The sequence below is a fragment of the Pseudomonas sp. C9 genome (genome assembly GCF_002000165.1).
In the GTDB taxonomy this organism is placed as follows: domain Bacteria; phylum Pseudomonadota; class Gammaproteobacteria; order Pseudomonadales; family Pseudomonadaceae; genus Aquipseudomonas.
The window spans coordinates 183,579-205,835 of the sequence record NZ_MPAK01000001.1 but is presented as its reverse complement, the minus strand read 5'-3'; the positions used below and the strand labels follow the sequence as shown (position 1 = coordinate 205,835).

Annotated in this window: 16 protein-coding genes; 9 read left to right on the top strand and 7 right to left on the bottom strand. The window is 58.3% G+C overall.

From position 1 onward, the window contains the following. The first annotated feature begins 33 nt into the window (after window positions 1-33). Together BMS17_RS00870 and hppD are read left to right on the top strand one after the other, a co-directional pair. The gene (locus BMS17_RS00870; protein ID WP_077430213.1) at window positions 34-972 is read left to right on the top strand and encodes a DMT family transporter; all 939 of its coding nucleotides are present in this window, start codon (window positions 34-36) and stop codon (window positions 970-972) included. A gap of 249 nt (window positions 973-1,221) precedes the next feature. Beyond that, window positions 1,222-2,298: a 4-hydroxyphenylpyruvate dioxygenase gene (gene hppD, locus BMS17_RS00865; protein WP_046027366.1), complete on the top strand. Its 1,077-nt coding sequence runs from the start codon at window positions 1,222-1,224 to the stop codon at window positions 2,296-2,298. Between the two features lie 53 nt (window positions 2,299-2,351). Here hppD and rarD read toward each other — a convergent pair whose 3' ends face one another. Together rarD and BMS17_RS00855 are read right to left on the bottom strand one after the other, a co-directional pair. Beyond that, window positions 2,352-3,239 (bottom strand): EamA family transporter RarD, encoded by an 888-nt coding sequence (gene rarD / locus BMS17_RS00860; protein ID WP_046027365.1) that lies wholly within the window; start codon window positions 3,237-3,239, stop codon window positions 2,352-2,354. Between the two features lie 194 nt (window positions 3,240-3,433). Then, the gene (locus BMS17_RS00855; protein WP_046027364.1) at window positions 3,434-4,447 is read right to left on the bottom strand and encodes an aldo/keto reductase; all 1,014 of its coding nucleotides are present in this window, start codon (window positions 4,445-4,447) and stop codon (window positions 3,434-3,436) included. 546 nt (window positions 4,448-4,993) lie between these two features. Here BMS17_RS00855 and BMS17_RS00850 point away from each other — a divergent pair. Next, window positions 4,994-5,365, top strand: a complete 372-nt coding sequence (locus BMS17_RS00850; RefSeq protein ID WP_046027363.1) for a DUF6124 family protein — start codon at window positions 4,994-4,996, stop codon at window positions 5,363-5,365. Between the two features lie 227 nt (window positions 5,366-5,592). On the opposite strand, the gene BMS17_RS00845 is transcribed toward BMS17_RS00850, so the two are convergent. Further along, the gene (locus BMS17_RS00845) at window positions 5,593-6,903 is read right to left on the bottom strand and encodes an MFS transporter (protein WP_077430212.1); all 1,311 of its coding nucleotides are present in this window, start codon (window positions 6,901-6,903) and stop codon (window positions 5,593-5,595) included. 168 nt (window positions 6,904-7,071) lie between these two features. Here BMS17_RS00845 and BMS17_RS00840 point away from each other — a divergent pair, with 168 nt between their 5' ends. The 6 genes from BMS17_RS00840 (at window position 7,072) to BMS17_RS00815 (ending at window position 19,228) form a co-directional block, all read left to right on the top strand. Beyond that, complete coding sequence (locus BMS17_RS00840; protein WP_046027361.1) at window positions 7,072-8,184, top strand: sugar diacid recognition domain-containing protein; 1,113 nt, start codon at window positions 7,072-7,074, stop codon at window positions 8,182-8,184. A 279-nt stretch (window positions 8,185-8,463) separates the two neighbouring features. Further along, window positions 8,464-9,600: a glycerate kinase gene (locus tag BMS17_RS00835; RefSeq protein ID WP_046027360.1), complete on the top strand. Its 1,137-nt coding sequence runs from the start codon at window positions 8,464-8,466 to the stop codon at window positions 9,598-9,600. Between the two features lie 505 nt (window positions 9,601-10,105). Next, on the top strand, window positions 10,106-11,731 hold the full coding sequence (locus BMS17_RS00830; RefSeq protein WP_077430211.1) for a methyl-accepting chemotaxis protein: 1,626 nt from the start codon (window positions 10,106-10,108) through the stop codon (window positions 11,729-11,731). Window positions 11,732-11,774: 43 nt separating this feature from the next. Next, window positions 11,775-13,004 (top strand): pyridoxal phosphate-dependent aminotransferase, encoded by a 1,230-nt coding sequence (locus tag BMS17_RS00825; protein WP_046027358.1) that lies wholly within the window; start codon window positions 11,775-11,777, stop codon window positions 13,002-13,004. Window positions 13,005-13,306: 302 nt separating this feature from the next. Continuing rightward, window positions 13,307-16,396, top strand: coding sequence for a hypothetical protein (locus BMS17_RS00820; protein ID WP_077430210.1), 3,090 nt, complete (start codon window positions 13,307-13,309; stop codon window positions 16,394-16,396). Window positions 16,397-16,747: 351 nt separating this feature from the next. Then, entirely contained in the window at window positions 16,748-19,228 is a 2,481-nt protein-coding gene (locus BMS17_RS00815) for an autotransporter outer membrane beta-barrel domain-containing protein (RefSeq protein WP_256577120.1), read from the top strand. A gap of 54 nt (window positions 19,229-19,282) precedes the next feature. Here BMS17_RS00815 and BMS17_RS00810 read toward each other — a convergent pair whose 3' ends face one another. From BMS17_RS00810 to BMS17_RS00795, 4 genes are all read right to left on the bottom strand, one after another. Then, the gene (locus tag BMS17_RS00810) at window positions 19,283-19,741 is read right to left on the bottom strand and encodes a hypothetical protein (protein WP_077430208.1); all 459 of its coding nucleotides are present in this window, start codon (window positions 19,739-19,741) and stop codon (window positions 19,283-19,285) included. 199 nt (window positions 19,742-19,940) lie between these two features. After that, the gene (locus BMS17_RS00805; protein WP_046027354.1) at window positions 19,941-20,546 is read right to left on the bottom strand and encodes a LysE family translocator; all 606 of its coding nucleotides are present in this window, start codon (window positions 20,544-20,546) and stop codon (window positions 19,941-19,943) included. 50 nt (window positions 20,547-20,596) lie between these two features. Further along, entirely contained in the window at window positions 20,597-21,436 is an 840-nt protein-coding gene (locus BMS17_RS00800; protein WP_046027353.1) for an AraC family transcriptional regulator, read from the bottom strand. Between the two features lie 76 nt (window positions 21,437-21,512). Further along, window positions 21,513-22,148, bottom strand: a complete 636-nt coding sequence (locus tag BMS17_RS00795) for a DUF1345 domain-containing protein (protein ID WP_046027352.1) — start codon at window positions 22,146-22,148, stop codon at window positions 21,513-21,515. Between the last annotated feature and the right edge of the window lie 109 nt (window positions 22,149-22,257).

The following is a 22,257-nucleotide window of genomic DNA, read 5'->3' as shown; positions in this document are numbered from 1 at the left end:
ACGGCATCTACTTCAGTCCGGTTTTGTTCTCTCATGACGACCTTTGTGCAAACAGCGCCATCCCAAAGCGCGGTTTATTGGAAACTTGCTGCCGTCACCATGATCTGGGGTGGGACATTCGTTGCGGGGCGTTTCCTGGCCGACAGCCTCAACCCGTTGTTCGCCGCCAGCCTTCGGTTCTTGCTGGCCAGCGCAGCATTGTTGCTGTTTCTGCTGCTGGCCCGAATTCCTTTATCCCGGCCGAGCTCACGGCAATGGCTGCAACTGGCGCTGCTGGGGTTCTTCGGGATCTTCTTCTACAACCTGTGCTTCTTTTACGGGTTGCATTACATCAATGCCTCGCGCGCCTCATTAATCGTCGCGCTGAACCCGGCTGTGATCGGCCTGGCTTCGTGGTTGCTGTTCAAGGAGCGATTGGGTCGGGCGAAAGTCGCCGGCATCGTCATCTGTATTGGCGGCGCCAGTGTGGTGATTGTCAGCCGCAATCCGCAGTGGCTGGCCGGTCATGCCGATGCCTGGATCGGTGACCTGTTGATTTTCGGCTGCGTGCTCGGCTGGGGCATTTACTCGCTGTTTTCCAAAGGCCTGAATCAGTCCTTGGGGCCGGTGCAGACCGTGACCTATTCGATCCTGCTGGGGACGGTGATGCTGTGGGTGACGAGTGCTGCGGGTGGCCAATTGAGTCTCGGCGCGCTCCAGAGCCTCGGCCCGCAACAATGGCTGAGCCTGATGTACCTCGGCGTATTGGGCTCGGCGCTGGCCTACATCGGGTATTACGACGGCATCCGTCAGATTGGCGCGACGCGCGCTGGCGTGTTCATTGCCTTGAACCCGCTGACCGCTGTCATCCTTGGAGCGCTGCTGCTGGGCGAGCCGTTGACGTGGGCGATGTGCCTGGGAGGAGGGCTGATCCTGTTGGGGATTTTCCTCTGCAACAAACCCCTTGCACGAGTAGGGAAAAAGGGGATTTGATACAGAAGGCGGACAAACCGATTTACGCTGTGTAGAATCGGTTTACGCATACAATAATAAACGTCTTCTGGCAGCAGAAGCCTTGCCCGCCAGAGCCTTGGGTCGACAATGAAGAGTTTCGGGTTTCAATTGATCTACGGTGACTTCCTCGCCCGCAGCGTGCGGGGCATCTCCTGTGCGCCACCCGCTGGTCTCAGCATTGCTAGCAACTAACATTTGTTAATTCTAAAAGCATGATGAGGCGCCAAAATGGCAGATTTATACGAAAACCCAATGGGCCTGATGGGCTTTGAGTTCATCGAATTCGCATCGCCGACCCCAAACACCCTGGAGCCGATCTTCCAGATCATGGGCTTCACCAAGGTCGCGACCCACCGCTCCAAAGACGTGCACCTGTATCGTCAGGGCGCAATCAACCTGATCCTCAACAACGAACCCAACAGCGTCGCTTCGTACTTCGCGGCCGAACACGGCCCGTCGGTGTGCGGCATGGCGTTCCGCGTCAAGGATTCGCAAAAGGCCTACAAGCGTGCGCTGGAACTCGGCGCCCAGCCGATCCACATCGAAACCGGCCCGATGGAACTGCACCTGCCGGCGATCAAAGGTATTGGCGGTGCACCGCTGTACCTGATCGACCGTTTTGGTGAAGGCAGCTCGATCTATGACATCGACTTCGTGTTCATCGAAGGCGTGGACCGTAACCCGGTCGGCGCCGGCCTGAAAATCATCGACCACCTGACTCACAACGTGTATCGCGGTCGCATGGCGTACTGGGCGAACTTCTACGAGAAGCTGTTTAACTTCCGTGAAATTCGCTACTTCGACATCAAGGGCGAATACACCGGCCTGACTTCCAAGGCCATGACCGCGCCGGACGGCATGATCCGCATCCCGCTGAACGAAGAATCGTCCAAGGGCGCCGGGCAGATCGAAGAATTCCTGATGCAGTTCAACGGTGAAGGCATCCAGCACGTGGCCTTCCTCAGCGAGGACCTGATCAAGACGTGGGACCACCTGAAAAGCATCGGCATGCGCTTCATGACCGCGCCGCCGGAAACCTACTACGAAATGCTCGAAGGCCGTTTGCCGAACCACGGCGAACCCGTCAACGAACTGCAAGCGCGGGGTATTTTGCTGGATGGTTCGTCGGAGTCGGGCGACAAGCGACTGCTGCTGCAGATCTTCTCGGAAACCCTGATGGGCCCGGTGTTCTTCGAATTCATCCAGCGTAAAGGCGACGATGGTTTCGGCGAAGGCAACTTCAAGGCATTGTTTGAATCGATCGAGCGTGACCAGGTTCGTCGTGGCGTGCTGTCCACCGACTAAACCGCAGTAGATGTAAAAAAGCCCGATCAATTGATCGGGCTTTTTCATTTCAGTTACATCGGTTTGCGGCGCTGTCGCATCAGATGCTTGAACCCTTCAAACACCAGCACCACGACCGCCATCCAGATCGGAATGTACGTCAGCCATTCTCCAGGCTTGATGCTTTCTCCGAGTAACAGCGCCACGCCCAGCAACAGCACCGGCTCGACATAACTCAACAGCCCGAAAAGACTGAACGGCAACAAGCGGCTGGCGATGATGTAAACCACCAATGCTGAAGCGCTGATCACCCCGAGAATCGGGATCAACAGTGACAGCCACGGATGTTGATCGAACACACCAAAGCCCTGTTCACCACTCTGCACGAACCAGAAAGCCACCGGCAGCGTCAGCGCCATGTCCAGCCATAACCCGCCCAGGTTGTCCGTTGCCAGGCGTTTACGCACGACAAAATAGGTCGGATAGCCGATACACACCAGCAACGTCGCCCAGGAAAAGCCACCGACTTGATACACCTCGTTCGCCACCCCTAGGCAGGCAAAAAACACGGCGATTTTTTGTAGGTAGGAGAGGCGTTCACCGTAGGCGATCCGCCCGGTCAGCACCATGGTCAGCGGCAGCAGGAAATAACCCAGCGATACGTCAAGGCTGTAGCCGTTGAGCGGCGCCCACATAAACAGCCAGAGTTGCACCGCGAGCAGGGCCGAGGAGGCGATCAGGCCGGCAGCCAGTTTCGGATTCGCTTTGACGCGCCGAGCAATCCCGACCACATGCTTCCATTCACCGGACACCACCATGAATACGGTCATGCACGGCACGGTCAGCAGCATCCGCCAGCCAAAAATTTCCACGCCACTCAGGGGCGTGAGCAACGAGGTGTAGTAATACATGACGGCAAACAGCACCGAGGCTGTGACCGATAAAGCGATACCTTTAGACAAACTGCCCTCGCGAGGTTGAACGTGAAACGGGGCGCAGAGGATACGTGGTTTTCAATCTAAACACTGATCTACCGATCAACACCTATCAACCGTAGGAGCATGGCTTGCCCGCGATGCAGGCAACACGGTGCGTCAGTTAGACCGCGTCGATGCCATCGCGGGCAAGCCATGCTCCTACAGTGGATTGTGTTTCGTCAGGTATTGCGCGGTTTACGGCCCGACACGAAGTGGCTCACATCATTGAACCCCGGTGTCGACGAATGCCCAGGCACCACCAGCGAATCAATAAACGCCTCATCCTCAGCCGTAATCTTCACCGCTTGCGCTTTGGTGTAGGCGTCCCATTGTTCTTCAGTACGGGGCCCAACGATGGCCGACGTCACCGCACTGTTGTTCAACACCCAGGCGATCGCAAATTCGACAATCCCCACGCCACGTTCCTGGGTGTACTGCTGAATCTGCTGGGCAATGCGCAACGACTCAACCCGCCACTCAGTTTCCAGGATGCGTTTGTCCGCACGCCCGGCGCGGCTGTTGGCGTCTGGTTTGACGTCTGGCGCGTATTTGCCGCTGAGCACCCCCCGCGCCAACGGGCTGTAAGGCACCACCCCCAGCCCGTAGTTTTGCGCGGCGGTCATCTGCTCGGTTTCCACCTGGCGGTTGACGATGTTGTACAACGGCTGGCTGATCACCGGCCGGTCGACGCCCAGTTGATCGGCCACACGGATCACCTCGGCAATGCGCCAGCCACGGTAGTTGGACAAACCCCAATGACGAACCTTGCCCTGGCGAATCAGATCGCCCATCGCTGACACCGTCACTTCCAGCGGCGTGTTGTGGTCTTCGCGGTGCAGGTAATAGATGTCGAGATAGTCGGTGCCCAAACGCGTCAGGCTGGCATCGATGCCATTGAACAGGTGCTTGCGGCTCAAGCCGCTGCGGTTCGGCACACCGTCCACCGGGCCGAAGCCGACCTTGGTCGCCAGCACCCATTCATGCCGATTGCCGGCAATCGCTTCGCCGACGATTTCTTCCGAACGTCCGCCCGTGTAAACGTCCGCAGTGTCGATGAAATTGATGCCCTGGTCCCAGGCCTTATCGATGATCCGCAGGGAATCTTCGGTGTTGGTCTGTTCGCCGAACATCATGGTGCCCAGGGTGAGGGTAGAGACCTGCAAACCCGAATGACCCAGCGTGCGATAGCTCATGAGGAAATCCTTTTACCGGTGGGAGAAAGGCCTCAATCAAATACCAGAACCGTCGTCGGGAGCAATCGGAATATCAGCTCAATGGAGAACCCTGTGGGAGCGAGCTTGCTCGCGATGGCGGTTGATCATTCAGCATGGATGTCGACTGACCCGGCCTCATCGCGAGCAAGCTCGCTCCCACAGGGAATTGGCGGCAATAAACAGACATGTTTAAACGGTCGGGAGGGATGGGGCTGGAGGCTACATAGCCTTGCGCCGTTACCTACGACTGCGCCAGAATCCGCCGGCTTGTGCGCCTTGGGCCTGGGCTCTATCGTTTGCTCGTCGCTGAAAAACAGCGATCGGGTTTGGTAGCCCGGTTATCCGGCGCATAGCGCACCTAATACAGGGACTTTTTATCGTCCTCTGTTTATATGGTGGCCATGCGTAGGGCGCTTCCGGGCGCGCCGGGTTGCCAGATAACCGGTCTACCAACCTCCGTATGGCCGCCACCTTCGTTTGGTAGCGAGGGCGATGGCTCCACTTTAAATATCTGGAGATTCATCTATGTTCAAGATCACACCCAACCCACCAGAAGCCGACACCGAAATCGACGACGTTTCCCCGTACGAATCCACCAATCCCAAAAAACTCAACACCGCCGCCGACCGCGCCCTCGATTACTACCTCAAACCGGTCATCCCCAAAGACACCCCACGCAAACCCAGCACGATCTACTTCGTAGGCTCCAACACCGATCACGAAACCCTGCTGGTCAATGCCTGCGAGACGTTGGCGTCAGCGAGTGTCATGTTGAGTGATTTCGCCGGGCAATTGAACGGCACACAGCGCCACACCCTGCTGGGCATTCAAAACTCGGTCATGCTGGGCGAACTGGCGGTGAACCAGATGCTCGACAACGTCGACCCCCATGTCTAACACCGATTAGTTAAGCCACTACGCGATCTGTAGCAGCTGGCGCAGCCTGCGTTCGGCTGCGCAGCAGTCGTGAAATCAGACTATGCGGTGTTTCAGGAAGACCACATGTTCCGGTTTTACGACTGCTTCGCAGCCGAACGCAGGCTGCGCCAGCTGCTACAAATTGCGTTACTGCAAATTCATCGGCATTAGCCGAAAGGGCCGTTTTTTATTGGTGTAGAACAGGCTTACACCCGCAACGTGCGCGTCATGCGCAGCGCCAGCAAGCTGCCGCACACGATCACGCCTGCCAGCAGGTACAACGCCGCATCGGTCGAACCGGTGCTGTCCTTGACCCAACCCACGAGGTACGGACTGAGGAAACCGGCCATTTGTCCCATCGAGTTGATCAACGCCAAGCCACCCGCTGCAGCACCCGCGCTCAGCAGCGCCGTTGGCACCGGCCAGAACATCGGCAGGCCGGTGAGGGCGCCCATGGTGGCGATGGTCAGGCCGAGAATCGCAATGGCCGGCGTCGTCGCAAAGTTAACCGCGATCAGCAGGCCGACCGCACCCATCAGCATCGGCACCACCAAGTGCCAGCGGCGTTCTTTGCGCAAATCCGCCGAGCGACCGACCATCAGCATGAAAACGGCGGCCAACAGGTACGGAATCGCGCTCAGCCAGCCAATCACCATGTTGTCGCTGAAGCCCAGGTTCTTGATGATCGACGGCAGCCAGAAGTTGATCGCGTAGACACCGCTCTGAATGCAGAAGTAAATCAAGCCGAACGCCCAGATCGCCGGGTTCTTGAACACCGCCGACAACGAATCGGTGGTGGTTTTCGGTTTGTTGGCCAGGTCTTCAGCGTGATCCGCTTCCAGCACCGAGCGCTCAAACGGGGTCAGCCATTTGGCGTTGGCGTAGCTGTCGCTCAACAGGAAATAGGCGAGGGCGCCGAGGATGATGGTCGGAATGCCTTGCAGCAGAAACATCCACTGCCAGCCGGCCAAGCCGCCCTGGCCTGCACCAAAGTGATTGAGGATCCAGCCAGAGAACGGGCTGCCGAGCAGGCCGGACACCGGGATCGCCGACATGAACAGCGCCATGATGCGGCCACGGCGGAAGGTCGGGAACCACTGCGAGAGGTAAAGCACCACGCCCGGGAAGAACCCGGCTTCGGCCGCGCCGGTGAACAGGCGCAAGGTGTAGAACTCGGTCGGGGTGGTGACGAACAGCAGGCACGTCGAGAGCGTGCCCCAGACGATCATCATCAACGCGATCCAGCGCCGTGGGCCAAACTTGGTCAGGGCCAGGTTGCTTGGCACGCCGCACAGCACGTAGCCGATAAAGAAAATACCGGCACCGAGGCCGTACACGGTTTCGCTGAATTTCAGCGCGTCGAGCATCTGCAGTTTGGCAAATCCAACGTTCACCCGGTCGAGGTAGTTGAACAGGTAGCAGATGAAAATGAAGGGGATCAAACGCAAGGTAATGCGTTTGTAGACGGCGTTTTTTTCGTCAACGATGGCCTGGGTAGCGGCGGCGCTCTGTGACATGGCGGCTCTCTCTTTATTATGATTTTTTGCGATGCAAGGGTAACGTTGATCGCCCAGTGAGTCTCGGTCACGCCCCGGGTTGTTGTCTTTGTGCCTGAGCACAGGGTTTGCGACCAAGGCCTGTGCGGGTGAACAACCCGTCCCACCCCGTTTTCAAGGATCCCCGTTATGTTCGAACTCGATCACGACCTGGCCCAGGACATCGTCGACCGGGCAATGGCCATCCTGCCGTACAACGTCAACGTCATGGACAGCCAGGGATTGATTCTTGGCAGCGGCGAACCCGAACGCATCAACACCCGCCACGAAGGCGCGCAACTGGTGCTGGCCAATGGTCGGGTGGTGGAAATCGACGCGCAAACCGCGATTCATCTCAAGGGCGTGCAGCCGGGCATCAACCTGCCGCTGTTGCTCGATGGGCGCTTGATTGGTGTGCTCGGCATTACCGGCGAACCCGAGGCGCTGCGCACCTATGCCGAACTGGTGCGAATGACCGCGGAAATGCTCGTGGGCCAGCGCAATCAGCAGGCCGAGCAGCAATGGCGGCGTCAGCGTTGCGATGATCTGCTGGCATTGTTGCTGAGCGAGGCGGGGGACTCACCTCGGTTGCTGGATGAAGCACAGCAATTGGGGCTCAAACCGCAAATGACCCGGGTGCCTTACCTGTTTGAGTTGGGTATGGAGCACGGCCCGGCGCAAACCGTTGAAGCGCTGAGTGCCTGGCTGAGCACGCGTTACCCGGACAGTTGGTGCGTCAGTTCAGCCAAGTCGTCGTTGCTGTGGTGCCGACCGGCCGCGCAAACCATTGAGAATGATCGGTTGCTGGAAAAGCTCGATGGCCTGGGCTGGAACATTCTGCGCATCGCCGTGGGCGGGCAGGCCGATGGCTTGTCGGGGTTGCGGCGCTGCTACCGGCGGGTCGGCGACTTGCTGGCGTATGGGCGAGATGTATTGCCGCGATCACGTTTGCTGACGCTGACCCGTTATCGATTGCCGGTGATGCTCTGGCGCCATCGTAACGACGACGCACTGGATGAGTTGCTCAAGCCGTTGCGCAAAGTCATCGCCAAGGACAGCAACGGCCAGTTGCTCGCGACGTTGCGCAGTTGGTGTGATCACGATGGCCAAAGCCAGGCCTGTGCCGATGCACTGGGCATTCATCGCAACAGCTTGCGCTATCGAATGGAGCGAATCGCCGAGTTGAGCGGCGTTGATCCGCTCAAGCTGGACGGCATGCTTGCGCTCTATCTCGGCGTGCAGCTTCTGCCCCAAACCGACTGACCTAACACAAACCCTGTAGCAGCTGCCGAGCCTGCGAGGCTGCGTTCGGCTGCGCAGCAGTCGTAAAACCGGTAAGCATGATTTACCTGACACACCGCAGCGCATGATTTCACGACGGCTTCGCCGCCGAACGCAGCCTCGCAGGCTCGGCAGCTGCTACGGTGACTGTGTGGGTTTTGTGGAAATGAACAATAAACGCCATGGCCACTTGTGCAACGGACTGGCGTTATTGTTTCTGCCGACTGGCAGCATGGAGCGCATTGGAACTGGAGAACTCGCATGAAAATCGTCATCGCCCCCGATTCGTTCAAGGACAGCCTCAGTGCCCAAGGTGTGGCCGACGCCATTGCGCTGGGGCTGGCAGAGGTCTGGCCAGACGCGCAATTGATCAAGTGCCCGATGGCTGACGGCGGGGAGGGGACGGTCGAGTCGATTCTGGCCGCGTGCGAAGGCGAATTGCGCCGCACGAATGTACGGGGGCCGCTCGGGGCGATGGTCGACGCCGCATGGGGTTGGCTGCCGAAGAACCACACCGCAATCATCGAAATGGCTGAAGCCAGCGGCCTGCAACTGGTCCCGCCAGGCCAGCGTGACGCGTGCACCAGCAGCACGTTCGGCACCGGTGAATTGATTCGTGCGGCGCTCGATGCCGGGGCCCAGCGGGTGATTCTGGCGATTGGCGGCAGTGCCACCAACGACGGCGGCGCCGGGGCGATGCAGGCGCTGGGTGTGAAGTTGCTGGATGCGCAGGGGCAGCCCCTGGCGCCGGGCGGCTTGGCGTTGACGCAACTGGATCGCATTGATCTGAGCGACATGGATTCGCGTCTGAGCGGGGTGCGCTTCGACATTGCCGCTGACGTCAACAACCCCTTGTGTGGCCCTCACGGCGCATCAGCGATTTTCGGCCCGCAAAAAGGTGCATCGCCCGAGCAGGTGCAGCAACTGGACAGCGCGCTTGGGCACTTCGCCGATCTGTGCGCCGATGTGCTGGGTCACGACGTCAAGGATGAACCCGGCAGCGGCGCGGCAGGTGGCTTGGGGTTTGCTGCCAAGGCCTTCCTCGGTGCGCAATTTAAAGCCGGGGTGGAAGTGGTCGCCGAGTTGGTCGGGTTGGCCGAGGCCGTTAAAGGTGCCGATATGGTGATTACCGGCGAAGGACGCTTCGATGCCCAGACCTTGCGTGGCAAGACGCCGTTTGGCGTGGCGCGCGTTGCCCGGGAGCAGGGCGTGCCGGTGATCGTGATCGCAGGCACCTTGGGTGAGGGGTATCAGGCGTTGTACGAACATGGCATCGATGCCGCGTTTGCCTTGGCGAGCGGGCCGATGACGCTGGAACAGGCGTGCGCCGAGGCACCTCGGTTGTTGCAGGATCGAGCCAGTGACATCGCCCGGGTCTGGCGGATCGCCAAAGCCTGACGCAACGCTCGTAGCCGCTGTCGAGCCTGCGAGGCTGCGTCCGAACTGCACAGCAGTCGCAGGATCTAAACAGCGCGACCGCTTCGCCGCCGCAACGCTCGTAGCAGCTGTCGAGCCTGCGAGGCTGCGTCCGACTGCGCAGCAGTCGCAGGATTTGAACAGCGCGACCGCTTCGCCGCCGCAACGCTCGTAGCAGCTGTCGAGCCTGCGAGGCTGCGTCCGAACTGCGCAGCCGTCGCAGGATTTGAACAGCGCGACCGCTTCGCAGTCGAACGCAGCCTCCGGCAGCTGCTACAGGTGATTGTGTTTCACCGTTGAAACATTCGCCCCCCGAAATATATTTCTCCAATCCCCGCAAAAATCCTCATCTTCAGCCGATACCCACAATAGACGCTCACACACCAGATTCGACAGTGGCGCCAAGCTGACAAGGTGCGCGCCAACGCCCGCCAGTCAGCGATCACGGCATGGACGCTCGTAGCCTCAATCTTCCGAGAATCATCCTATGTCACTGCGTAATCTGAACATCGCGCCTCGAGCTTTCCTGGGTTTCTCCTTTATTGCCTTGCTCGTCATCGTGCTGGGCGTGTTTGCCGTCAACCGCATGTCGATCATCCGCCAGGCTTCCATTGATATGGAAAGCACGCAGCTGCCCAGCGTCGGTTTCCTGGGCAACATGACCGAGAACGTCCTGCGACTGCGCATCCTTTCTTTCCGTGTGCTGACCAACCGCGAACCGGCCGCGTTGCAGGAAGCGCAAACACGCATCGGTGTGCTCATCGACAAATTGCACAGTGCCCAAGCCAGTTACGCAGCGTTGCCTGCCCCGCCGGAAGAAGCGGCGTTGTACAAGACATTCATGACAACACTGGACGGCTACCTGCAAGCGCAAAACCAGATGATGGAGCTGTCGCGCCAGAACCAGCTCGACGAGATGCGTACCCTGATCAATACGCGGATCAAGGACGGAACCGACCAGATGGGCGAGCAGTTGAACAAACTGGTGGCCCTCAACAACGGCTACGCCAAGTCGGCGGGTGTCGAGGCGGGCGAACACTACAGCAGCGCCATCACCGGAATCGTCGCCGTCTCGGTCATGGCAGCAGTATTGACGGTGTTGCTGGCCTGGTTGCTGACCCGCAGCATCGTTACCCCGCTGAACCGCGCCGTGCAGGCGGCCGAAACCATCGCCGGTGGCAACCTGACCAAAGTTATCGACATTGACGGCAACGACGAACCGGCGCGGTTGCTCGGTGCCTTGGCCACGATGCAGGCCAACCTGCGCAAAACCATCGAACAGATTGCCGGTTCGGCCACGCAATTGGGTGCCGCTGCCGAAGAACTGAGCACCGTGACGCAAGAAGCTTCGCGCGGACTGCAACAGCAAAACAACGAAATCGAACAAGCCGCCACGGCCGTCAACGAAATGACCGCCGCCGTGGAAGAAGTGGCGCGCAACGCCGTGTCCACGTCCGAAGCGTCAAGCCAGTCGACCCAGGCAGCCCGCGAAGGGCGCGACCGGGTGGTGGAAACCGTCGACGCGATCCAGACCATGACCCATGACGTGCAAAACACTTCGCTGATGATCGAAGGCCTGGCCGCGCAGGGCCGTGACATCGGCAAAGTGCTGGACGTGATCCGCGCCATCGCCGAACAAACCAACCTGCTGGCGCTCAATGCCGCCATCGAAGCTGCCCGTGCCGGTGAAGCCGGACGGGGTTTTGCCGTGGTCGCGGACGAAGTGCGGGCGCTGGCTCATCGCACCGCGCAGTCGACTCAGGAGATCGAAAAAATGGTCGCCGGCATTCAGAACGGCACCGGCGAAGCTGTCTCGTCGATGCAGCAAAGCAACCAGCGCACCCAAAGCACTCTGGAAATGGCCCGCGCCGCCGGCATCGCACTGGAGCAGATCACTCAGTCGATCCATTTGATCAACGAACGCAATCTGGTGATCGCCAGCGCTTCGGAAGAGCAGGCGCAGGTGTCCCGTGAAGTCGACCGCAACCTGGTGAACATCCGTGACCTGGCCACTCAGTCTGCCGCCGGCGCCAACCAGACCAGCGCCGCTACCCATGAGCTGTCGCGTCTGGCGGTGGACTTGAATGCCATGGTGGCGCGTTTCGTGATTTGAGATAGGGTGAGGGCTGGGAGTTCGCGCGCGACAGGAGAACCACATGCGCTATTCAGCCTTGACCCAACGAATCGCCGGCGACGGAGCCGCCGCCTGGCAGATTCATGACCGAGCGCTGGAAATGCGCGAGCAGGGCGTCGATGTCCTGCTGTTGTCGATTGGCGATCCAGACTTTGACACGCCACAACCCATTGTCCAGGCCGCCATCGACAGTTTGCAGGCCGGCGACACCCATTACCCGGAGGTGCGCGGCAGTCGAGGGCTGCGTAACAGCATCGCGCGCCGCCATTGCCAGCGCAGCGGCCAAGCGGTGGATGGCGACCATGTGATCGTGTTCCCGGGAGCGCAATGCGCGGTGTATTCGGTCGCGCAATGCCTGCTCGATCCGGGCGACGAAGTGATTGTTGCCGAACCGATGTACGTGACCTACGAAGGCGTGTTCGGTGCCTGCGCCGCGACAGTCGTGCCGGTGCCGGTTCGACCGGAAAACGGCTTTCGCGTCGACCCGGCGGATGTCGCGGCACGGATCAGCCCGAAGACCCGAGCCATCCTGCTCAACAGTCCCAACAATCCGAGCGGTGCCAGTTTGCCGCTCCCTACGTGGCAAGCGCTCGCGGCGTTATGCGTGCGCCATGACCTGTGGCTGATCAGCGATGAGGTCTACAGCGATCTGTTGTTCGAGGGCGAACACACCAGCCCGGCGAGTTTGCCCGGCATGGCCGAACGCACCGCGACCATCAACAGCCTGTCCAAATCCCACGCCATGAGTGGCTGGCGGGTCGGTTGGGCGATTGGCCCCAAACCCATGGCCGAGCACCTTGTGAACCTGTCGTTGAGCATGCTGTTCGGGATTCCGGACTTCATCCAGAACGCGGCGCAAGTGGCGCTTGATGAAGACTTGCCGGAAGTAGCGCTGATGCGCGAAGAATATCGTCAGCGTCGCGATCTGGTGTGCACGCGGTTGGGCAGTTGCCCGGGGATTCGCCCGATCAGACCCGATGGCGGGATGTTCGTCATGGTCGATGTGCGTCCCACCGGGTTGTCTGCCCAGCGGTTCGCCGAACGGCTGCTAGTGGGTTATGGCGTGTCGGTTCTGGCCGGCGAAGCATTCGGTCCGAGCGCGGCGGGGCATATCCGGATCGGATTGGTGGTGGACCAGGTGAAGCTGGCGGACGCGTGTGAACGGATCGCGTTGTGTGCGGCGGAGCTTCTGGAGACCTGGCGGGCCTGCCCGGCGAATCGACACCGCCCCGGCTCAGCCCCGCGACGTTAATTCCAGGCGGACCAAGCCAATGAACATCGCCGCAAAACGCCTTGGGCCATGGGGCGCAGCAGGTGCGTGTCGGGCCTTCTTGTTGGCGTTGTTCAAGGTCGCTCGTTCAGCGCTGAAACCGGTTTCTGAAAACCGCATGAATCGACAGTGCGTCACGCCTTGCTTGCCGGGAGCCTGTCTTGTGGCGCGTAAAAGTCCGACGAATGGTCGTAAAACCTGTCAGATCTGACAGTAGGCGAGGAGCCTAATACCGCGTCTAATTTCTCCAAGGCCACAGGTACTTACACTTTGGAGAACGGCGGATGGGCTCTTCTAACAGCGGCGTAATGAACATTGGAATTTTAGCCGCACCGCTGATTGTTGAAGGTGCGGATGGCAACGGCACGCTCCCGCCTGAAGCCTCCATCGTCGGTGCAAACTTGCTGATTGCCATGTGGGACGCGCCTTCCCAAATTCCCGGCAATGGTGATCTGCTGGAAATCTGGGTGCTTGAGCCCGGTGCTTCGACGGAGACGCTGTTCTACAGCAACCGGTTCCCCGTGCCAGTGACTATCCCGGCTTCTTTCCTGTTACCGGCGCAATACCTGCGACAAGACGGAGAAATCAGCCTGCGGTATCGGGTAACGGCCGAAGATACTGGCAACGCTGATACCTCCTTACCTCAACAGTTCACTGTAAGGCGTGTGATCCCCGTCAATCTGGCTGAGCCGACATTCCCCAGCGCCACGTTGTGGGGGTACCTCAATTGCGCCTCGTCGCCAAAGCTCTGGGAGTCGGTGATCGTGCGAGTTCCCGCACAGCAGGGGCGGTTCGTGCTGGACGATGAATGCACGCTGGATTGGGAAGGTTTCAGCAACCTGAACGGCGTCGGTCCGATTCCGGGTACAGCGCTGCAACTCTCTAAGAAATTGACCCAGGCCGAAGCCGATTCTGGCCTGGGGTTCGTCTTCACGCTCGGCAGCGATACCTATCTGCAACATATAAAGCCGATGGGAAATAACGCATCGGCGGTGGCCCGATACACGCTTTATCGAAATGGCGTAGCCCTGGGCCGGTCGGCGTCGGGTTTGGTAAAAATTGATCGCGTTATTCCTGGGCAAAGTGAACTTTGTGGTCCCACTGCACAGGGAGGGTTAGCTTCAACAGTAAATGTTGTTGAAGGTTGTGAGGCGTCAATGTCAGGAACATGCAGCCCGCTGTCGTGTGGTTCTCCATTAGACAATAACGTTGTTCGTTCAGGTATTAACTCATCCATGGAGTTTGCGAAAATGAATATGCAGGTTAAAACGGGTGTTGGTGTTCTTGCTTTACCTCCCACTATTGTCGATCAACTGCCGGATGGTCGATTGACTTATCAGCAACTCAGGGTAGACCGTTCCATCAAGGTGCAGTTAGCCGATATTGATGAAAAAGGTCCGGATAGCGGCACCAAAGTTGAACTTCATATGTTTCCGCGTGGGGTCGAGCCTATTGAGTTCGATCCCACTTATGTTGTTGCAACCCGATTCAAAGCCAACGAACCCGGTGGAGACTGGACGTTCCCGATCGAGTTCGATGTGCCCACCACCAGCTTGATCGAGAGGTTCAATGCGGCCGGAGACTACACCCCTTACGAACTTGCCTTCATCATCTATGACGCGTTTGATAACAGTGACACTTCCCGTCCGCTCGCCGAAGCCCTGGTCGACTTGACCGCGCCCTACCAACGCCAACCAGGCCCCGGCAACGGCGTGGGTACGAGACCGGCACTCCTGACCCTGGCAGGCACAGTGCCTGACGTCATCGACGACGCCTGGTTGAACGATCCGGCCAACGCCGCTGGCCTGCGCCTGACCATTCCGACCGCCTATACCAAGTTCGAAGCCAACAACGACAAGGTCAACTTCTATATTTCCACGCAAACGACCTTTCCATTGATGCAAGGCGAAGGCGCCGCTGTGGCCGATTTTGCGTTGCCCGTCGGTGGCGTGATCACTATTCCGCTGGCCTATCTGACTGCGTTGGCTGAAGGCACTTTCTACTACTCGTACAACCTCACGGATTTGCCCGGGAACATCAGTAACAACGCTCCGATCACCACCATGTTCAGAAGGGTCAAAACCCCGGCACCGGTCCTCCAGGCACCACGGATTCCGATCACCGGGAGCACCGGTCTCACGCCGATTACCTTCTCCTCGGTGAACCCTCCACCCACCAAGTCGATTATGGAAATCGATTTCCCCCTGAATTCGTTACCCGGTGACCGGATCATCCCGTACATCACCTCCGACCAGGCCGGTTCGCCTATCGCCTTGGCGGAGCAAGTGATTCCATCCGCGGGCACCCCGGGTCCACTGCGTTTCGAAGTGGAGTACGACATTTGGGCCCAGGTGTTTGGTGATCCCAACAGCGCCGATGAGGTCGAATTCGAATATTGGTATGAGCTGGAGCGCCCGACCATCGCGGTCAATCCGGTGTCGCCATCAGCGTTTGGTGTCGTTGATTTTGCGTACGCAGGGCCGGAGCAACCCAACCTGCCGGACCTGGAAAACCCCAACATTCCACCGGTGGTGGTTCAGGGCGCGGGCACACCGTTGCCAGCGCCCAACACCCTGGGCCCAGCGCAAGCCGGCGATGCGGCCGTCATGAACTGGCCTGTGTGGGCTGACGGCAATCGGCCGGTGACAGGCCGTGAAATCGTTACGTTCTACTACCAGGGCAAACAAGTGGGTGCTCCAATTCCTGTGAGAATTGGTGATACAACGGTCACAACCACCTTACCGTGGGAGACGATTCGGGCTGAAGGAAACGGTACTGTCGCTGGCGGCAATCCCAGAGAGGCGTACATCACCGTCGGATTCCCAGGCAGTAACAATGTGATGAAACAGCTGGTTACGACCAAAGTCGATGTGACAGCGATTGTGATCAATCTGCCGGTTCCACAAATTATTGTGTCAGCCTTCAGAACGGCAACGACATTGGTGCCCGAGCGCATCGTGACCAGTATCAACTGCCCGAGCCTCAACCACCCGACTGTCGTGAATGGCCCGATGCCGCCGTATCAGCCGCGACAGTTGCGAATCAGAGTCCGGCGTGATGCCAATATCCCGACGGGTGCGACAGTGGATCTGGTATTTGAAGGCCGGACAACCAATGCAGTGGGTGCACCTGCCATTTCTAATACGCTGATCACCGCTTCGGCACCGATGCCGCCCACGGGCGATCTGGAGTTCAGGCTGACGGACTACACCTCCATCAGGACGATCCAGTTGCCAAGCACTGCGCCGGGTCAACGTCCTGTTACCCGCTATGCGCGTATCGCTTACACCGTTAACGGGATTGAGACTCAGGTTACGGTCCCTGTGGCCCTATTGAACTCAAGTCTTGTGTATTGCGAGCAAGAGCGTCCTTAGCCGCTTCTTAAATGATGTTTCAGGTAAATCTTCCTACTGCGGGGGGCGACATTGGTTGTCGTCTCCTTCAGTGGAAGTGCAGTGGCGTACGTCCAGATATGGAGCCTCGCACAACAATCAGGGACTAATCGTACATGCATAGGGATTTGTCCTACATAAGGTGGAGTAGCTTAACCGTAGTCTGGCGGCCGTTTTAGTCCGGCTCGCACATCGTTTGAGTCGGTCACTCGTTCCTGATGGAATGCAATCGAGCAGGACTCAATTATGTCGTCAAAGCCGCTGTCCCTATTTACTAAAACATCAACAGGCATCTGGATATTCACGTTTGCATCCGCGCTGGTTAATGCTTCATTGGCCCACGCAGGCACTGTCCCAACGGGCACCAGTCAATCCATCGATGCCAGTACACCTCTGGATAACTGGCAACTTCAAACCAATTCCACACTGATTGGCACCGCAGCCACAACGCGCGGTATCACCAGTTCTGCCGGTGGCGTGGTCAACCTGACCAACTCGACCGTCACCTCTGCGGGGGAAGGCGGATTTGCCCAAGGTATTGTTCTGACAAACGCCAGCACCACGCTGAACAATTCAACGGTTACAAGCGTCTCGGGGATTGGTATATCGGCGGTGCGCGGTGTCGCCAGTGTTGGCGGCTCCACGGTGACACTGAACAACCAGGCTGTCGTTCGAGGTTTGCAAGGCGGTATCGCGGGCAACCGTTTCAGCCAGATCAACCTTCAGAATTCGACCGTGCAAGGCACTGGGGCCAACAGTTTCGGGATTCGCCTGCTGGAAGGTTCGTTGTCTGCCAGCGGCAGCACGATCACGGGCGGGCTCAATGGCTTGACCGTGGGCACTGACACGCAGGCTTCGGCGATCATTCCAACCACGATCGTGCTGGACGGTACGCGTGTGGAAGGCGGCAGCGGCTCGGCCATTGTGGTCGGTATCAATGCGCCGAATTTTCCGACTGTCGCCAACATTGCGGTACGCAACGGCTCGACCTTGTTGGCCGGTAACAATACGCTGCTCGATGTCGGTGTTGGCGCCTCGGCGAATTTGCTCGTTGATAACAGTGCCTTGACTGGCAATGTCGTGGTTGCTTCAGGCAGTTCGGCCAACGTCACGCTCCAGAACAATGCGTCATTGACCGGTGATTTGCAGAACGTTACCTCGACAACGCTCACCAATCAGGCGCGGATGACCGGCAATGTGTTGGGCGGCTCAAGTGTGGTGATCGACAACGGGTCCACGCTCAATGGCAACGTGCAAGACGTGGCCAATGTATCGATCAACAACCAGAGCGTCATGACCGGCAACGTGTTGGGCGGCTCAAGCGTGGTGATCGACAACGGGTCCACGCACAATGGCAACGTGCAAGACGTGGCCAATGTATCGATCAACAACCAGAGCGTCATGATCGGGAATGTGACGGCCGCCGCTGATAGCGTTTCGAGTCTGACCCTGGACAACGGTGCGAGCCTCACCGGCCAAGTGAACAATGTGGCCAATTTCTCCATCAACAATCAGGCGCTGTGGCAAATGACCGACAGTCAGTCGGTGAACAATCTCACGCTCAACAATGGCGGCAGAGTGCGCTTTGGGGGGGGGCAGGAATATTTCCAGCTGAACGTGGCCAATTTGTCGGGCAACGGCACGTTTGAAATGGGCACTGATTTCAACAGAGGTATCAGTGACTTGCTGAACGTCACCGGTAGCGCTACCGGCAACCATCAGTTGCTGGTCTCAAGCACCGGTCTTGAGCCGGTCAATGATTCGTCGATCAAGGTGGTGCAGAGCGTTGCTGCCAGCGCTCAATATGGCTTGGTCAATGAGCGGGTCGATGTCGGGGCGTTCACCTATCGCTTGGTCAAGGAAGGCGACGATTGGTTTCTACAACCAGATAAGACGGTGGTCAGCACACCGACTCGCTCGGTGCTGGCGATATTCGGCACTGCCCCCACCGTGATTTACGGCGAGATGGCTTCCCTGAACAACCGCATGGGCGACTTGCGGGTTAATGGCGGGCAGACCGGTGGATGGGTTCGCACTTACGGCAATCGTTACAACATCAGCAACAACGCGTATGGCGATGGTTACAGCCAGAACCAATATGGCCTTTCCATCGGTGCCGATACTCCTTTCGAAATCGCAGGAGAGCGTGTGCTATTGGGCGTATTTGCCGGCTACAGCAAATCCGATCTCGACTTGAGTCGCGGCAGCTCCGGCGAAATCGACAGCACCTCTGTGGGTGTCTACGGCACGTGGATGGGTGATAGCGGCTATTACCTGGATACCGTGGTCAAACTCAATCATTTCCGTAACGACGCCAAGGTGGCGCTGAGTGATGGCACCCGAACCGAAGGCAACTACAACAATCTGGGGGCCAGTGCTTCGGTCGAGTTTGGTAAACACATCGATATCAAGGACGGCTATTACGCAGAAGTGTTTACCCAGTGGCAAGCAGCCTCCGTACAAGGCGATGATTTTACTCTGGATAACGGTTTGAAGGCGGATGCCGACACGACGCGCTCGATGTTGGGCAAGGCCGGCGTAACTCTGGGGCGCGGCATGACACTGGCCAACGGCAGCGTAGTGCAACCACATATTCGTGCTGCCGTTGTCCATGAGTTTGTGAACAACAATGAGGTGCGAGTCAACGATAACAAGTTCAACAATGACTTGTCGGGTACCCGGTTCGAAGTCGGAGCAGGGGCTTCATGGACGTTGAACGATCGCTGGCAGCTGCATGCTGAACTGGATACCAGTAAAGGCGACAACGTGACCAAGGAGCTGGGTGTGAATATGGGGGTTCATTTCGCGTTTTAATGCAGCAGTAAAAAGGGAAGCATTGGCTTCCCTTTTTATTGATTTCAATCTGGACTATCCCGCTTTCAACACCTGAAAGACACCTTTGAGCAAAAAGGTTTCTCCGTCGGTGTCCGGGAATTCGAGATCGATCTTGAAATTACCTTTGACACTGTCTCCCACGCCCGGCTCCAGCACGATATCGCCCGAAATACCTTCATAAATAGTATCGTCGGCGTCTTTGAAGCTGAAACTCACATCGTCACGACTTTTCAATGGGTATTCACCCGGCGCAAAGTCTGCGGGAATGCAGATAACCAACTCGCGGGCGGGCAAGCTTTTCGCTTTTGTTTTTGAGGCTGGCCGATCAATGGCAGTAATTTTCACGGTTTCAGTCTTTTGTGGGCCAGACTTTACTCGGTCGATCAGTCGCGATGTCGCAATAAAATCCGTAATGTCCTTTTCAGTTGCAAACGCAGACGCATTGATGTAATTGCCTTCTGCAAAGCTGGTACGTTTGATCACAGCGTTCATGGATTCGGTCTCCGTTACGTTTAGGTAAGGTATCCAAAGGCCGTACGCGACCCTAATCCTGGATGAACTATAAAAGCCTGTTAGCGAGCCACTTGTAAACTGTCATAGTTGACAGTTTACAAGTGCTGATGCATGTGAAATTAATAGTGAAATCATCGCGCTAAATGTTTGCATTCTTCGGTGTTAGTAACATTCGCTTCTATACCGTGACAGGCAACCAGGTAGAACAAAGCAACAGCAGGCCCATGCCTCGATTGAAGTACGTTTGCGCGGCTGTCGATCGTAATAATTTCCCGGACCCTGCGCCCACTGCAGACCAGGCTCCCATACACGGCAGCGATACCAGAAAGAACACCAGCGACAGCTGCATTACCTGTGTTGTTTTCTCTGCACCGCTCCCGGTAAAAACACTGATCACGGCCAATGCCATCATCCAGGTCTTGGGGTTGATCCACTGAAGCGCAGCCGCACCCCACAATCCGAGTCGAGGAGCCTGTAAAGGAGAGGGCCGGTCGAGACGCTCAGGCGGCAGGCGGAAAATCTGCCACGCCAGATAACTCAACCAGATAATGCCCGCCCACTGCATGGCCGTTTCTATTTTCGGGTGTGTTTTCAAGACTTGCCCCAACCCGCTGCCGACCACCATGACCAGCAACGCGGCACTGGTACAGGCGCCGATAACGATGGGCAGCGCGGCCTTGAAGCCATGACGGGCGCTGTGGCTCAGCACCAGAATATTGGTCGGGCCGGGCGTAATGGCGGCGACGAACGCAAACAGTAGAAAAGGTAACAAGGTGGGCAGCATGACGGGTTCCAGTGAATGATTGACGAGGGTCAATCTTCACGAGCAGTGAGTCAGGCGTCTGGAAGATTTGAGCAGCGCTTGCGGTACATGGCCGGCGTCAAACCATAAGCCCGCACGAACCAGCGCCCAAGATGGCTCTGGTCGGCAAAGCCCAATGCCACCGCCACCGTCACCGGTTGCAGGCCGCTGGCAAGCATTCGCCGGGCCTTGGACAGGCGCAATTGCACCAGATAAGCGTGGGGCGCCAGGCCATACGCGGCTTTGAACGCGCGGGTCAGGCGAAATCGATCAACGCCAGTGCTGGCGGCCAGTTGATCGAGGCCAATGTCCTCGTGGGCGTGAGCGTGCAAGTACTCCCGGGCTTTTTGCGCGATCAACGGCAGGCGTGGGTCTTCGGCGTAACGGGTGCGCCAGTGCAGATGACTGGTCAGGCGTTCGAGCAAACCGTCGAGGGCAGTCTGGCGCACGATCTTCAGTTCGCCGCCATGCAGGGTCTGGAAGGCTACGCTGGTGGCGCGGGCCAGTCGCGGATCGCTGGTCAGGGTATTGGCGAAACTCAATTGACTGGAGTCGGGGGCATTTTCGAACACCGCACTCAGTTCTCGTCTCAGCCATTGCGGGTCGAGGTACAGCATGCGGTAGGTGAAACCTTCCTCGGTCGTCGCTTCACCGTCGTGGATGTCACCGGGTTCGAGAAGAAACACCTTGCCCGGCGTGCTCTGATGCTTCGCCCGCCGGCAGTTGAATTGCTGAACCCCTTGTTCGGTGACCCCCACCAGATAGCTGTCATGCCAATGCGGATCGTAGGCATGGCCCTCGAAATGCGCGCGCAGGGTCTCGATGCCGGTGTCGGCGTCCTGGGCCAGGTCGATCCAGTTGTGAGTATTCATGCGGCACCTGTGGGACGGATTGCCGACGTATTTAACGCCTGCGTCGAGGGTGCTGACTAGAACGTTTGTGCGCGGATCAGTTGAAGAGTCCCGCGGCAATGTTGATTGAGTACCCGAGAATCGCCGTGTTGAACAGAAAACCGATCAGCGACTGCGCCAGCACAATCTTGCGCAATTCTCGCGTGGCCACGCCGACATCGGAGGTCTGCACTGCCGCGCTGATGGTGAACGAGAAATACAGGAAGTCCCAGTAATTGGGGTTTTCCAGGCCTTCGGCGAAGCGCAGCGCCAGGCCTTTGCCGCCCCAGGTGTAGAACAGGCGGGCGTAATGCAGGCAGAAAATCACCCCGATCAGCAGCCATGAACCAATCACGGTCAACGCTGTGAAAGCGTAATGCAGCAGCTTGTGGGTGGTTTCCTTGTTGCCGGCCAGTTCGAAGGTGACGGCGGCCAGGCTGGCAATAGCGGCGATGCACACCACGAACAGCACCAGCCCGGCGTTCTCGTCTTCGATCTCGGCAATGCGCTTCACATCTGGCGACTGGGTGCGGGCGGCGAGCCAAACCATCAGAATCAGGTAAGTCCAGACCGCGACATTCCAGCCAATGAGGATTTTGCTAATGATTGAATTGGCCGGCGCCAATATGCCCACAGCGACACCGAGGGTAGTAGCGGCGGACAGGCGAGGGTGGGTGTGGGTGAGGAAGGGCATGGAGACTCGATGCGTCGGGGCTTTTCAGCACCATAGCCCAGGTCAATGCGCTTTTACAGGCGCCAGCCCTTTTGGGGGAAATCAAAAGGGCTGCCACGAGTCAGGTGAA